The organism is Bacteroides sp. 1001302B_160321_D4 (genome assembly GCF_015667765.1).
GTDB classification, from domain to species: Bacteria; Bacteroidota; Bacteroidia; order Bacteroidales; family Bacteroidaceae; genus Bacteroides; species Bacteroides xylanisolvens.
Genome location: NZ_JADPLO010000033.1, coordinates 1 through 14552 on the forward strand (window position 1 = coordinate 1; position 14552 = coordinate 14552).

The window sequence follows — 14552 nt, forward strand, 5'->3', positions numbered from 1 at the left end:
TTGAGCCTCTTGTCGGATTCGAACCAACGACCCCGAGATTACAAATCACGTGCTCTGGCCAACTGAGCTAAAGAGGCGGGTGGGTAAGCTATCTATATCGCGCCGCTACAACCAACTACCTTTGCTGCGATCAAGCCCTGGAGGATTCGAAGGGAGCTGGCCGTATAGGACTTACCCGTTTTGCGGTTGCAAAGGTAGACATTTTTATGTATTCTGCAATAGCTGCAGACAACTTTTTTACTAACAAAAGACTAACAGGCTACATTTCAGGCAATTAAAATTGCAAAAAAATATTCAGACAACAACTTCCTCTGCTTTATTAACTTTAACAACCAGATTTCCCCTACCAACCGATATTATTTGTACCTTTGTGCGCAATTTATAAATGAAGATGACAGAGAACAGAAGCTATTTACAAAAATATGCCATGCATTTTGGCACGTATATGGGAATCTACTGGATATTGAAGTTCATATTATTTCCGCTGGGATTCCACATACCTTTCCTTTCGCTTTTATTTGTAATCCTGACATTGTCCGTACCTTTCATCGGATATCACTATGCGAAAATGTACCGGGATAAGATTTGCGGAGGAAGTATCCAATTTTCACATGCCATGCTCTTTACCATATTTATGTATATGTTTGCTTCTCTGCTGGTAGCTGTGGCTCACTACGCCTATTTCCAATTCATCGATCATGGATTTATCATCAACTCTTACATCCAGTTGTGGGACGAACTGATGACCAACACCCCGGCTCTGATAGAAAACAAAGAAGTTATAAAAGAAACAATAGATACCGCCCGTTCACTTACTTCCATCAATATCACCATGCAACTATTGTCATGGGATGTATTTTGGGGAAGTATCCTGGCCATTCCCACCGCATTGATGGTAATGAAAAAGGCCAAACCGGAAAATGACGGAGTGTCTCAATCGTAATTTATAATTCGTAAGTAATTAGTAATAAAAAAATGGATATATCAGTTGTAATCCCATTATTCAATGAAGAAGAGTCACTACCCGAACTCTATGCTTGGATAGAACGGGTAATGCAAGCCAACGGATTCTCATTCGAAGTGATTTTCGTTAACGATGGAAGTACCGACCATTCATGGGAAGTGATCGAAAAGTTTAAAGCTCAATCGGAACATGTAAAAGGTATCAAATTCCGCCGTAACTACGGTAAATCACCTGCACTCTACTGTGGATTCGCTGAAGCGGAAGGAAACGTAGTCATAACGATGGATGCGGACCTACAAGATAGCCCAGACGAAATCCCCGAACTTTACCGGATGATTACAAAGGATGGCTACGACCTGGTATCCGGCTGGAAGCAAAAGAGATATGATCCTATTTCAAAAACACTGCCCACCAAGTTGTTTAATGCTACTGCCCGCAAAGTATCAGGCATCAAAAACCTGCACGACTTCAACTGCGGATTGAAAGCCTATCGCAAAGAGGTCGTAAAACATATCGAAGTGTACGGTGAGATGCATCGTTATATACCTTATTTGGCAAAGAACGCCGGATTCAAGAAAATCGGTGAAAAGGTGGTACACCACCAGGCGCGTAAATACGGCACAACAAAATTCGGACTGAACCGTTTCGTAAACGGGTATCTGGATTTACTCTCTCTTTGGTTCCTCTCCAGATTCGGCATCAAGCCGATGCATTTCTTCGGACTGTTGGGATCATTGATGTTTCTGATAGGAATGATTTCTGTCATCATCGTAGGTGCCAGTAAACTATATGCCATGTACAACGGTCTCCCCTACCGACTGGTGACCGACTCTCCCTATTTCTATTTGTCACTTACGGCAATGATTATAGGTACGCAATTATTCTTAGCCGGATTCCTTGGCGAACTCATCTCGCGCAATGCACCGGAACGGAATAACTATCAGATAGAAAAGAAAATTTGATTCACATTCAATAAACTGACTATGAAGAATTTAATTCGTATCTTTCTCATATTGACTATCATTGGCGGTGCAGTCAGCTTACACAGTGCCTGCTCGGATGAGAACGATTGCTCATTGGCAGGACGTCCGATGATGTACTGCACAATATATACCATTAATCCGGATAACCCTACTATTGCATTAAAAGACACGCTTGATTCATTAACAATCACAGCATTAGGCACCGACTCTATCATTCTGAACAATGAAAAGAATGTGCATACCCTGATGTTACCACTACGATACACAAGTGACACTACTGTGTTCATATTCAGATACGATCCCAAACGTAGAGAAAAAGATTTTGACACATTATACATTGTACAACAAAATACTCCTTATTTCCAGTCCATGGAATGTGGTTATATGATGAAACAAAATATAATCAGCGCTAAATTTGGAAAACCGGGAAGACCGGGTAACCCTCCTCCCTATGGCAACGGGCAGCCGGACCAGATAGATTCTCTTCATATAAAAAATAAAGAAGCCAATACAAATGAAATCGAGAACTTGCAGATATTCTATAATTATCGGCCAGAACGCACACCTGATGAAACGACTAATTAGTCTGCTTCTGCTCTTTTGCATTGGGCTTCCGTTGCTGGCACAACAGCAACGTCCGGCGCAAACGCCCAAAAGAGATCAGAAGAAAAAAGAGGTTGCCGAGATAGATACCATTCCGCTCTACAATGGTACGTATGTCGGTGTGGATTTATATGGCGTTGGAAGCAAGCTGCTGGGAGGCGACTTTATGAGTTCTGAAGTCAGCGTAGCCGTTAACCTCAAGAATAAATTCATCCCTACTATTGAGTTTGGTATGGGAGGAACAGATACCTGGAGCGAAACAGGCATACACTATAAGAGCAAAATGGCCCCATTCTTCCGAATCGGTGTGGACTACAACACCATGGCAAAGAAAAAAGAGAAGAATAGCTACTTGTATGCAGGACTTCGCTATGCATTCAGTTCATTTAAATATGATGTTTCCACAATGCCGGCAGATGATCCTATCTGGGGAGATGTAATAGGTAACCCCAGTTTGGAAGACGGTTATTGGGGAGGAAGTGTGCCATTCAGCCATCTGGGTATGAAAGGATCGGTGCAATGGCTGGAAATCGTTTTAGGCGTCAAAGTACGTATTTACAAAAACTTCAACATGGGGTGGTCGGTACGTATGAAATACAAAACCAAAGCATCTACCGGAGAATATGGAGACCCATGGTACGTGCCCGGTTACGGAAAGTTTAAATCAAATAACATGGGAATCACTTATTCCCTTATTTATAAATTGCCTCTTTAGAATACAATGACAGGACTAGAGATTTGGCTGCTTGCAATAGGTCTGGCGATGGATTGTTTCGCTGTCTCAATTGCAAGCGGTATTATTTTGAAACGTACCCGTTGGAAACCCATGCTAATCATGGCTTTTGCTTTCGGCTTTTTTCAGGCAATCATGCCATTTATCGGATGGATGTGTGCAAAGACATTCAGTCATCTTATAGAAAGTGTAGACCATTGGATTGCTTTCGCGATCCTTGCCTTCTTAGGCGGACGAATGATTTTAGAATCTTTCAAAGAAGAAGAATGTTGTAAACTGTTCAATCCGGCAAATCCGAAAGTGGTATTGACTATGGCAATAGCCACAAGTATTGATGCATTGGCAATCGGCATTTCCTTTGCCTTTCTGGGAGTTCAGGACTATACCGAAATCCTTCCTCCTATCAGCATCATCGGGTTTGTTTCATTTGTCATGTCACTCATCGGTCTGATCTTTGGTATCCAATGTGGCTGCGGCATCGCCCGGAAACTGAAAGCAGAGTTATGGGGAGGTATCATTCTAGTCATTATCGGACTAAAGATATTAATTGAACATTTATTTCTTCAATAAAACGAGTTTTCTCATCAAATAGAAGAGCGTATGAAAACAAAAAAAAGTTTCCTTTGGCTGGCTTTCCTGATTTTGGCAACTATCTGGATATTAGTCAGACATAATCAACAAGTTGGCTATTACAGTGTCAAAGGTTTGGTGTTTGGGACAGTATATAAAATTACTTATCAGCATGACGGTGACTTAAAACCGGAAATAGAAGCTGAACTAAAACGCTTCGACCAATCTTTATCGCCATTCAATGACAGTTCTGTTATCAGTCGCGTCAACCGCAATGAAGAGCTGGTGACTGATAGTTTTTTCCAGAAATGCTTCCATCGCTCGATGGAAATTTCCCGCGAGACAAAGGGTGCTTTCGACATTACAGTAGCCCCTCTTGCCAATGCTTGGGGATTCGGTTTCAAAAAAGGTGCTTTTCCTGATTCATTAATGATAGACAGTCTGTTACAAATCACCGGATATGAAAAAGTGAAAATGGATAACGGCAAAGTTATCAAACAGGATCCTCGTACTATGTTAAGTTGTAGTGCCGTGGCCAAAGGGTATTCGGTAGACGTAATTGCACAACTGCTCGACCGTAAGGGAATAAAAAACTATATGGTAGATATAGGCGGCGAGGTGGTAGTGAAAGGGAAAAATCCTTCCAAAGGCTTATGGCGCATTGGAATCAATAAGCCCATCGACGATTCACTGGCCGTAAACCAAGACTTACAGACAATTCTTGAGATAACAGATTTAGGCTTGGCTACTTCCGGAAACTATCGCAATTATTATTATAAGGATGGGAAGAAATACGCCCATACGATTGACCCTAGAACTGGCTATCCGGTACAACACAATATCTTGTCCTCTACGGTAATCGCCAAAGACTGTATGACTGCCGACGCCCTTGCCACCGCCTTCATGGTGATGGGACTGGAAGAAGCGGAAGCTTTCTGCAAAGCGGATACAACGATTGACGCCTACTTTATTTATAGTGGAGAAAATGGAGAGTTCAAGACTTATTATACGGAGGGAATGAAAAAATACATAACTACTCCGTAATATATATATTATACAAACAGAGGTTCTACTTGAGTAAAACAGAACCTCTATTCAATTGGCAAATATCTATTTCATAAACACGAAATACACTGCTGCAATCAGACAAATAAATGCAGCCAGATGATTCCAATGTAAAGCCTCACCTTTAAAGAAGATGGTAGTGAACACTGTAAAAATAACAAGTGTTATTACCTCTTGAATGACTTTTAGTTGCATCAATGAAAACGGGCCTCCATTGCCTATAAAGCCAATGCGATTGGCCGGTATCTGACAGGAATATTCAAAAAAGGCGATCGCCCAGCTGAACGCAATCACACCAATCAGCGGAAGAGCTGCGAACCAACTGTACTCCTGTTTCATCTTTAAATGTCCGTACCAAGCAAATGTCATAAAGACATTAGATACAATCAGTAACAAAATGGTATAGAATCCTTTCATAACAATCTATTCAAATTAATCTATTTTATCTGGTAATAATTCCTCCTGTACATTAGTCATACTGCTCCAAAGGCTATAACGAGCTTCCGGGTTCATCGCTTCCAACTGCCGTAAAATTCCTTTCATATCACTCCGGCTGGACTGCGATTCATAAGGACAATTCTTCACTTGCTTCTGATAATGACGCAAAGCTGCCAATTCTACCAAATCAGCTTCATGGACCAGACACATCGGACGAATAATTGTCATATCAAACTTCTTCATCATCAACCGGGGCGGCATTGTACTGAAAGCTCCCTGATAAGTGATATTCATCAATAAAGTTTCCAAAATATCATCCATATGGTGACCGAGAGCGATTTTATTGCATCCGTGTTCCTTGGCAACTGTGAACAGGGCTTTCCGACGGTTCCATGAACAGAGGAAGCAGGGAGATTTACGTGTGTCGGTAGCAGGATCAAAAGCTGTCTCATACTGCACAAAGGGAACTCCATACGTCTCACAGTGCGCTTTCAAATATTCCGTATCACTCTGATAAGGAATATTCTTCATCACTACATGGACGGCAACGACAGAAAAGCGAGGTTTATAGATACGTGCGCGTCTCCCCAACAGTTCCACAAGCGCCAACGAATCTTTTCCTCCCGATAGTCCGATAAGGATTTTGTCTCCTTCTTCTATCAATCCATATTGCACCACTCCTTTGCTAAACCGCCGTTCAATGCGGCGAATGGTTTTCTCTTCTTCCGTAAATTGTGTCATATCTTTAAAAATCGGCTGCAAAAGTAAGCGAAAAGAATGATTTAAAGAAGAATTAACATAATAGAATCACTGAAAAAGGGTTTATTTCTAATAAATTTGTACTTTTGAACAATTGATAAATGGACCGGTGCCCGAAAGCAGCGATGTTTTCAATCTACCCGTCACTCATAAACGCTCAAAACGATGAAAGGAAAATATATTCTATTTTTAATTTGCAGCCTCTTCCTTTGCGAAGTCTCTGCACAAACGTTGGAACAGGCACGCACCTTATTTACCAAAGGTGAGTACGAACAAGCCAAACCAGTTTTTAAGAAGTATACTAAATCACAACCGTCGAACGGGAATTATAATTATTGGTATGGCGTATGTTGCCTGAAAACCGGAGAGGCGGAAGAGGCGGTGAAACCTCTTGAAATAGCGGTAAAGAAACGTATCACCGGTGGACAACTCTATTTGGGACAAGCATATAATGAGACGTACCGCTTTGAAGACGCAGTGAACTGCTTTGAAGAATACATCGCAGACTTAAGTAAACGCAAGAAACCGACGGAAGAAGCGGAGAAACTTCTGGAGAAAAGCAAATCTGACCTTCGTATGTTGAAGGGGGTTGAGGAAGTATGTATCATCGACAGTTTCGTTGTGGACAAAGCAACTTTCCTGAACGCTTACAAGATCAGCGAAGAATCGGGCAAACTGTTTACTTTCAATGAATTCTTCAAGACAGAAGGAGATCATCCGGGAACTGTTTATGAAACAGAAATCGGAAATAAAATTTATTATAGCGAAAAGGGCGAGAAAGGTAATCTTGATATCTTTTCAAAGAACAAGTTGTTGAATGAATGGAGTGACGGACGTCCGTTACCGGGTAGTATCAATGCTTCCGGGAATGCGAATTATCCGTTTGTTCTATCGGATGGAGTCACCGTTTATTACGCCAGCGATGGCGAGGGATTGGGTGGCTATGATATTTTTGTCACTCGCTACAACACGAATACCGACACTTATCTTGTTCCGGAAAATGTGGGTATGCCGTTCAACTCGCCGTACAACGATTATATGTACGTCATCGATGAATACAACAACCTCGGATGGTTTGCTTCCGACCGTTTCCAACCGGAAGGAAAGATATGTATTTATGTATTCATCCCTAACACTTCCAAACAGACTTATAATTATGAAGCAATGGAGCAGCAAGAGATCATTCGTCTGGCACAGATTCATTCGCTGAAAGAAACCTGGAAGGATAAACAAGCGGTTACCGAAGCACTGCAACGATTGAAAGCTGCTATCAGTCATAAGCCCAAAGAACGCCGTGCCATGGACTTTGAGTTTGTCATTGACGACCATACGACTTACTATCTGATGAGCGACTTTAAATCCGCAAAAGCCAAGACACTTTTCCAACGCTATCAGCAGATGGAAAAAGACTATTATCAACAAGAAGAAAAGCTGAACGGCCTTCGTCAACAATATGCCGGTGCCAACCAACAGGGAAAAGCCAAAATGGCTCCTGCCATTCTCGACCTCGAAAAGCGGATACTGCAAATGTCCGAAGAACTCGATGCTCTCGAAGTGAATGTACGTAATGCAGAAAAAACAAAATAAATAATAACTCTGAACTATGGATATACTCATTATCGCCGTTCTCATTATTGCCGCAGTCATACTGTTTCTGGTAGAACTGTTCGTCATCCCGGGCATTAGTCTGGCCGGAATTTCTGCATTGGTTTGCATCCTGTATGCCAACTACTATGCATTCACCAATTTAGGTATGGCAGGAGGATTTGTCACTCTTGGCATATCAGCGGTTGCCTGTATCGGATCACTGATTTGGTTTATGCGATCGAAAATGCTGGACAAACTGGCGTTGAAAAAAGATATCGATTCAAAAGTAGACCGTAGCGCAGAAGATAGCGTCAAAGTGGGTGATATAGGAATCAGTACTACCCGCCTGGCACAAATCGGTTATGCCGAGATTAACGGAAAAATTGTAGAGGTAAAGTCAATAGACGGGTTCCTCAATGAGAAGACTCCGATAATCGTAAGCCGGATCACCGACGGTACAATCATGGTTGAGAAACACAAAGAATAATATTCACTTAATAAAAACATCAATGGAATCATCTTTCTACTTGCCTATCTTTCTGATAGCCGGAGGTATTATCTTCTTGATAATATTTTTCCATTACGTGCCGTTCTTCCTTTGGTTGTCGGCTAAAGTTTCGGGAGTTAACATCTCGCTGATACAACTATTCTTAATGCGTATACGTAACGTTCCGCCGTATATCATCGTTCCGGGAATGATCGAAGCCCACAAAGCCGGTCTGAAAAATATCACCCGCGACGAACTGGAAGCCCATTATCTGGCTGGCGGACACGTAGAAAAGGTAGTTCACGCCTTAGTATCGGCATCGAAAGCCAACATCGAATTGCCTTTCCAGATGGCTACTGCTATCGACCTGGCAGGACGTGACGTATTCGAAGCTGTACAGATGTCTGTAAACCCGAAAGTGATTGATACTCCTCCTGTAACGGCTGTTGCGAAAGACGGTATCCAGTTGATAGCTAAGGCTCGTGTTACAGTACGTGCCAATATCCGCCAGCTGGTCGGTGGTGCAGGTGAAGATACGATCCTTGCCCGTGTAGGTGAAGGTATCGTTTCGTCTATCGGTTCTTCTGAAAACCATAAATCGGTATTGGAGAATCCGGATTCTATCTCTAAACTTGTACTTCGTAAAGGTCTGGACGCAGGAACTGCTTTCGAGATTCTGTCTATTGATATTGCGGACATCGACATAGGTAAGAACATCGGTGCGGCTCTGCAAATCGATCAGGCTAATGCAGATAAGAATATTGCACAGGCAAAAGCTGAAGAGCGCCGTGCTATGGCAGTAGCTTCCGAACAGGAAATGAAAGCAAAAGCACAGGAAGCTCGTGCCAAAGTGATCGAAGCAGAAGCTGAAGTTCCTAAAGCAATGGCTGAAGCTTTCCGCAGTGGAAACTTAGGCATCATGGATTATTATCGCATGAAGAATATCGAAGCTGATACTTCCATGCGTGAGAATATCGCCAAGCCGACAACAGGCAATGCTGGCAATCAGCCATTGAGCAAATAATCGTTCACAAACGCTGGAATCCGATTTCATTTCAGTCGCAAGACGTTCTCTCCTTTTCTATGGAAAAAGAAAGAGACTTCTTCTGAACTTAAATCCGGTTCCGGCGTTTCTATTTATAGATACAATCCTATTATAAAACTAAAACCTTTCAATGACATGAAAAAGTACTTTCCATCCTCTGAATTGATAATCAATGAAGACGGTTCAGTATTCCATCTTCACGTAAAACCCGAATGGTTGGCAGATAAAGTAATCCTAGTAGGTGACCCCGGACGTGTAGCACTCGTAGCTTCTCATTTCGAAAACAAAGAATGTGAAGTGGAAAGCCGCGAATTCAAAACCATCACGGGTACTTACAAAGGTAAACGGATTACGGTAGTCTCTACAGGAATCGGTTGCGATAACATCGACATCGTAATGAATGAATTAGATGCACTCGCCAATATCGACTTTGTCACCCGTGAAGAAAAGGATCAGTTCCGCCAACTGGAATTAGTGCGTATCGGCACATGTGGCGGCCTACAACCCAATACGCCTGTCGGAACTTTTGTATGTTCGCAAAAGTCCATCGGTTTCGACGGGTTACTGAATTTCTATGCCGGACGTAATGCCGTATGCGATTTGCCTTTCGAACGTGCTTTCCTCAATCACATGGGTTGGTCGGGAAATATGTGCGCTCCTGCTCCTTACGTCATTGATGCCAATGAAGAATTGATTGACCGGATCGCCAAAGACGACATGGTACGTGGAGTGACAATCGCTGCCGGAGGTTTCTTCGGTCCTCAAGGACGTGAACTTCGTATCCCGTTAGCAGACCCGAAACAGAATGATAAGATTGAAGCGTTCGAATATAAAGGTTACAAAATTACCAACTTCGAAATGGAAAGTTCGGCTTTGGCAGGACTTAGCCGGTTGATGGGACACAAGGCAATGACCGTCTGCATGGTGATAGCCAACCGACTTATCAAAGAGGCCAACACCGGATATAAGAATACAATCGATACGCTAATTAAGACAGTACTTGACAGGATATAAATCTATATTCAGGAGGATTAAATTGTAATCGAAAGAATAAAATTGCAATTAAAAGAATGTATAATGGCTTGAATCTTTCACTGATAATATGTGTGGATTCAAGCCATTGTTTTTTTATTAATAACCAATCGTAAATCTCTCCTGGTGGTGTTTCGGATATTCCAGTTCATCAATCATGGCGGCGGCATAATCTTCAACAGAGATATGGCTGTTTCCTACAATATCTACAATCATATCATCTTTTCCCAACCGATAACGTCCTGTACGTACTCCCGGACGCATATCCGCTGCCGGAGAGAAAAATACCCAGTCTATTTCCTTTTCTTTCTTTAAAAAGTTCAGATAAAACTCTCCTAGAGCTTTCACTCCCGGCAATATATTTTCGGGTACCTCACCGGAATCCATCAGACGCAAGCCCGGAGCGATAAACAAAGAACCGGCACCGCCCACCATCAAAAAGCGATTAACACCCGCTTTCTTCACTCCATCAATAATGGTCAGATAAACTTTGATTGTTTCATCGTATATATCAGGATTATTCCATCCCGGATTGAATGCACTAATAACCGCATCTGCACCTTTACAAACGGCAGTCACTTCATCAAGCGCGGAGACATCGGCTTTCACCACTTTCAGATTTTCATTCTCTATCTTTATCTTTTCCGGATGACGAACTACTGCCGTAACCTCGAGATCACGATTCAATGCTTCATTCAGAAGGGCAGATCCCACAAAGCCGCTTGCCCCGATAAGGACTATCTTTTTTACTTTCTCCATATTCTAATATATTATAATGTTACTACTATATAATAAATAACACTACAACATTCAGAATGTTAGTTCTCTTTTAGAAAATTAATTATCCGATATAAGATTCTATTGTCTCTTTCAACCTTTCCAAAGAATAGGGCTTTGAGATAACAGCGTTGCATCCTGCCTGAATAGCCTGTTGCTGTTCAGTATAGAAAGCATACGCGGTCACTGCAATAATAGGCACAGTCAGAGAAATAGTACGGATCTTTTCAGTGGCTTGAATACCGTCCATGATCGGCATACGAATATCCATCAGAATCAAATCCGGCTTTTCGCGGATAAAACTATTGATGGCTTCCTGTCCGTTGCGTACCCATGAAATAATATATTCCTTATTCAGAAGAATATTAAGTTGGACAAAGTTCGACTCAATGTCTTCTACCACCAATATCTTTTTACGTTTATCCTCATCGACGTTCTTCTTATGTGAGAGGCTTCTTTCAGCAACTTCTTTCGGTACTTCCTGATAAGGCAAATAGAGTGCAAACGTACTCCCCTGCCCCAATTCTGAAGTTACCTCGATACGGCCGCCCAGTCGTTCTACAATGCTTTTACAAATTGAAAGCCCTAATCCGGTGCCTTGCACAAAATCATTCAGTTTCTCAAACCGGGTGAAAATTTGAGGGAGTTTCTCTTTGGATATACCGCAACCCGTATCGCTGACATACAGTTTCAGCCAGGGTCCTTCATGTTTCAAGCCTAAAGTTATACTTCCCTTTTCCGTATTTTTAATCGCGTTCGACAAGAAATTGAACAATACCTGCATCACACGGTTACGATCAGTAGAAGTCCAGTATTCTCCTTCGGGACGAATCACTTTCAATTCTACATTCGACTTCATCTTCAGCTGGTGCACTTTTTCCACTTCTTCCACTAGTCCTGCAATCTCAACCTGCTGGAAATGCATTTCCGATTTGCCGGATTCAATACGGGAAAGGTCTAAAATATCATTGATTAACTGTAATAACAAGTTACTGTTTTTCTGAATAATTTCCAGATACTCCATTTTCTCTTCTTCACTTTCTGTCACTGCGATAATCTCCGAAAAACCAACAATAGCATTCAACGGAGTACGAATTTCATGGCTCATATTAGCTAAAAAGACCGACTTCATTTTATCAGCATCTTCCGCACGACGTTTAGCTTCGATCAATTCCTGCGAACGCTGAATCCGGTCTCCGATGTCATGTATCAAGGCAAGTACCCTGTTTCCTTCAAAGGGGGCGATACGTGCCTGAAAATAATGCAGACTTCCATCCACTTCAAGCGGATATTCTATTTCCTTCAACTTACCATCACGCAAACATTCCCTAATGTTACAAATAAACAAGTCGCTAACCTCCGGTGAATAAATAGATCGTCCATCTGCTCCGCGTAGCACTTCCACAGGGTGAAGCAATATCGTTCCCGGTGCCATCAGGACATCGGTAATAAAGAAATTATCATCAAAAATAAAAATGAATTCCGGCAATGCTTCAATTATTTTGCAATTATACTCTTCCAGATATTTGATATGTTGCTCCTTTTCGCATTGTGAAGTGACGTTCACCGTATATGCCAGCAGTTTACCCGGATGACTTTCGCAACTCTCTTTGTAAGACAGAAAATGATCTTCCAGCCAAATTACTTTCCCTTGTTCACTTATACAACGAACTCTAATTTGTGAGGTCTTAGAGTCTGATGAAAGCATTTCTGCAAAGGCTTGTTTATAGAATTCAATATCTTCCGGATGAATAAACCGATAGAAATCATCTATATCTTCAAAAATGATCCCGGCATCCTTTAATCCCAGTGTAAAAAAATAATCGTTTGAAAAGGAGCATTTGCCCGTAATGATATCATATTCCCACAAAGCTATTTGATGAGCTGCAAGGACAGAAAGTATTTCTTGTGAGTTCTCCCGTATGAGTTCACTCTTTTCATTGGAAGAATATAAATTAATCGCTGGTTCCATAAGCATTATTGTTTTATTTTGTTTGGTGTACCACTGCACGGCAGCAAATATAAACAAATAAAGCACAAGTTGTGCTCAATTTTCTGTTTTTTACTTAGAAACAATTATCTTTGCTCATCCAAAAAGAAAAAACAATGATTCAAGATACTATCTGTGCCATCGCTACCGCTCAAGGCGGTGCTATCGGAAGCATCCGCGTTTCCGGTCCGGAAGCTATTTCTATTACCGGCAGCATCTTCAAGCCAGCCAAAGCTGGCAAATTATTGAGCGAACAAAAACCATATACTTTGACATTCGGGCGTATTTATGACGAAGACGAGATGATTGATGAAGTGCTCGTCAGCCTTTTCCGTGCTCCTCATTCATATACGGGAGAAGACAGCACGGAAATCACGTGTCATGGTTCCACTTATATTCTTCAACAGGTGATGCAGTTGCTTATTAAAAACGGTTGCCGCATGGCCCAGCCGGGAGAATATACACAACGTGCTTTCCTCAATGGAAAGATGGATTTAAGTCAGGCAGAAGCTGTGGCGGACTTGATTGCTTCTTCATCTGCTGCCACTCACCGATTGGCAATGAGCCAGATGCGGGGTGGATTCAGTAAAGAGCTGACAGATCTACGCAACAAGTTGTTGAATTTCACTTCCATGATTGAATTGGAGTTGGATTTCAGCGAAGAGGATGTGGAATTTGCCGATCGTTCGGCATTAAGGAAACTGGCAGATGAAATTGAACAGGTCATTTCGCGGTTGGCTCATTCATTTAGTGTCGGCAACGCCATTAAGAATGGTGTTCCCGTAGCTATCATCGGTGAAACAAATGCCGGAAAATCGACTTTACTGAATGTATTATTGAATGAGGATAAAGCCATTGTCAGTGATATTCACGGGACAACACGTGATGTAATCGAAGATACTGTCAATATCGGAGGAATCACTTTCCGGTTCATTGATACCGCCGGAATCCGGGAAACCAATGACACGATTGAAAGTTTGGGTATTGAACGTACTTTTCAGAAGTTGGATCAGGCGGAGATTGTTCTTTGGATGGTAGATGCTGTGAATGCCGCTTCTCAAATTGAACAGTTATCGGAGAAAATAATTCCACGTTGTGAAGGAAAACATTTGATTGTTGTATTCAATAAGACTGATTTGATTGAAGATAAACAGAAAGAGAATGTATTATCTTTATTAAAAGACTTCCCCAAAGAATCTACGGAATCTATTTTCATCTCGGCCAAACAACGGAAGAATACAAGTGAGCTACAAAAAATGCTTATTGATGCTGCACACTTGCCTACAGTGACACAGAATGATATTATTGTGACAAACGTAAGACATTACGAAGCTTTAAACAAAGCTTTGGAAGCTATTCATAGAGTACAAAACGGACTTGATTCGCAGATTTCCGGGGATTTTCTTTCGCAAGACATACGAGAGTGTATCTTCTTTATTTCGGACATAGCGGGGGAGGTTACGAATGATATGGTGCTTCAAAATATCTTTCAACATTTTTGCATCGGTAAGTAAGAAGC

General features: G+C 41.8%; 15 protein-coding genes and 1 tRNA gene. 11 read left to right on the top strand and 5 right to left on the bottom strand.

Annotation, left to right across the window (positions count from 1 at the left end; all coding sequences use genetic code 11):
- Nucleotides 1-3 precede the first annotated feature (3 nt).
- A tRNA-Thr gene (locus tag KFO40_RS13650) sits at nucleotides 4-77 on the bottom strand.
- A gap of 308 nt (nucleotides 78-385) precedes the next feature.
- Here KFO40_RS13650 and KFO40_RS13655 point away from each other — a divergent pair.
- Genes KFO40_RS13655 through KFO40_RS13680 form a run of 6 tightly spaced genes read left to right on the top strand, consistent with a single transcriptional unit; the run spans nucleotide 386 to nucleotide 4897 of the window.
- Entirely contained in the window at nucleotides 386-943 is a 558-nt protein-coding gene (locus KFO40_RS13655; RefSeq protein ID WP_015532571.1) for a DUF4199 domain-containing protein, read from the top strand.
- A gap of 32 nt (nucleotides 944-975) precedes the next feature.
- Nucleotides 976-1926 (top strand): glycosyltransferase family 2 protein, encoded by a 951-nt coding sequence (locus KFO40_RS13660; protein WP_004309773.1) that lies wholly within the window; start codon nucleotides 976-978, stop codon nucleotides 1924-1926.
- A gap of 21 nt (nucleotides 1927-1947) precedes the next feature.
- Nucleotides 1948-2532, top strand: coding sequence for a DUF6452 family protein (locus KFO40_RS13665; protein ID WP_004309772.1), 585 nt, complete (start codon nucleotides 1948-1950; stop codon nucleotides 2530-2532).
- A complete protein-coding gene (locus KFO40_RS13670) occupies nucleotides 2516-3265 on the top strand; it encodes a DUF6048 family protein (protein WP_004309771.1) in 750 nt (249 codons plus the stop codon). Before KFO40_RS13665 ends, KFO40_RS13670 begins: the two co-directional genes overlap by 17 nt.
- A 6-nt stretch (nucleotides 3266-3271) precedes the next feature.
- The gene (locus KFO40_RS13675; protein ID WP_004302038.1) at nucleotides 3272-3853 is read left to right on the top strand and encodes a manganese efflux pump MntP family protein; all 582 of its coding nucleotides are present in this window, start codon (nucleotides 3272-3274) and stop codon (nucleotides 3851-3853) included.
- A 30-nt stretch (nucleotides 3854-3883) separates the two neighbouring features.
- Nucleotides 3884-4897 carry an FAD:protein FMN transferase gene (locus KFO40_RS13680; RefSeq protein ID WP_004309770.1) on the top strand — a complete coding sequence of 338 codons (1014 nt, stop codon included), beginning with the start codon at nucleotides 3884-3886 and terminating at the stop codon, nucleotides 4895-4897.
- Nucleotides 4898-4963: 66 nt separating this feature from the next.
- Here KFO40_RS13680 and KFO40_RS13685 read toward each other — a convergent pair whose 3' ends face one another.
- Both KFO40_RS13685 and KFO40_RS13690 read right to left on the bottom strand, forming a co-directional pair.
- The gene (locus KFO40_RS13685; protein WP_004302024.1) at nucleotides 4964-5335 is read right to left on the bottom strand and encodes a DMT family protein; all 372 of its coding nucleotides are present in this window, start codon (nucleotides 5333-5335) and stop codon (nucleotides 4964-4966) included.
- A gap of 15 nt (nucleotides 5336-5350) precedes the next feature.
- A complete protein-coding gene (locus tag KFO40_RS13690) occupies nucleotides 5351-6097 on the bottom strand; it encodes an ATP-binding protein (protein WP_004304890.1) in 747 nt (248 codons plus the stop codon).
- 183 nt (nucleotides 6098-6280) lie between these two features.
- Here KFO40_RS13690 and KFO40_RS13695 point away from each other — a divergent pair, with 183 nt between their 5' ends.
- The 4 genes from KFO40_RS13695 to KFO40_RS13710 all read left to right on the top strand — a co-directional run bounded on the left by KFO40_RS13695 (nucleotide 6281) and on the right by KFO40_RS13710 (nucleotide 10248).
- The gene (locus tag KFO40_RS13695; RefSeq protein ID WP_009040379.1) at nucleotides 6281-7702 is read left to right on the top strand and encodes a tetratricopeptide repeat protein; all 1422 of its coding nucleotides are present in this window, start codon (nucleotides 6281-6283) and stop codon (nucleotides 7700-7702) included.
- A 16-nt stretch (nucleotides 7703-7718) separates the two neighbouring features.
- Entirely contained in the window at nucleotides 7719-8189 is a 471-nt protein-coding gene (locus KFO40_RS13700) for an NfeD family protein (protein WP_004304887.1), read from the top strand.
- A 22-nt stretch (nucleotides 8190-8211) separates the two neighbouring features.
- A complete protein-coding gene (gene floA / locus KFO40_RS13705; protein ID WP_004304885.1) occupies nucleotides 8212-9213 on the top strand; it encodes a flotillin-like protein FloA in 1002 nt (333 codons plus the stop codon).
- 156 nt (nucleotides 9214-9369) lie between these two features.
- A complete protein-coding gene (locus tag KFO40_RS13710; protein ID WP_004320316.1) occupies nucleotides 9370-10248 on the top strand; it encodes a nucleoside phosphorylase in 879 nt (292 codons plus the stop codon).
- 117 nt (nucleotides 10249-10365) lie between these two features.
- On the opposite strand, the gene KFO40_RS13715 is transcribed toward KFO40_RS13710, so the two are convergent.
- Entirely contained in the window at nucleotides 10366-11025 is a 660-nt protein-coding gene (locus KFO40_RS13715) for an NAD(P)-dependent oxidoreductase (RefSeq protein WP_117513470.1), read from the bottom strand.
- A gap of 82 nt (nucleotides 11026-11107) precedes the next feature.
- A complete protein-coding gene (locus tag KFO40_RS13720) occupies nucleotides 11108-13015 on the bottom strand; it encodes a PAS domain-containing hybrid sensor histidine kinase/response regulator (protein ID WP_211146474.1) in 1908 nt (635 codons plus the stop codon).
- Nucleotides 13016-13149: 134 nt separating this feature from the next.
- Between KFO40_RS13720 and mnmE the strand changes: the two genes are divergently transcribed.
- Nucleotides 13150-14547 (top strand): tRNA uridine-5-carboxymethylaminomethyl(34) synthesis GTPase MnmE, encoded by a 1398-nt coding sequence (gene mnmE, locus KFO40_RS13725; protein ID WP_032846428.1) that lies wholly within the window; start codon nucleotides 13150-13152, stop codon nucleotides 14545-14547.
- Nucleotides 14548-14552 lie beyond the last annotated feature (5 nt).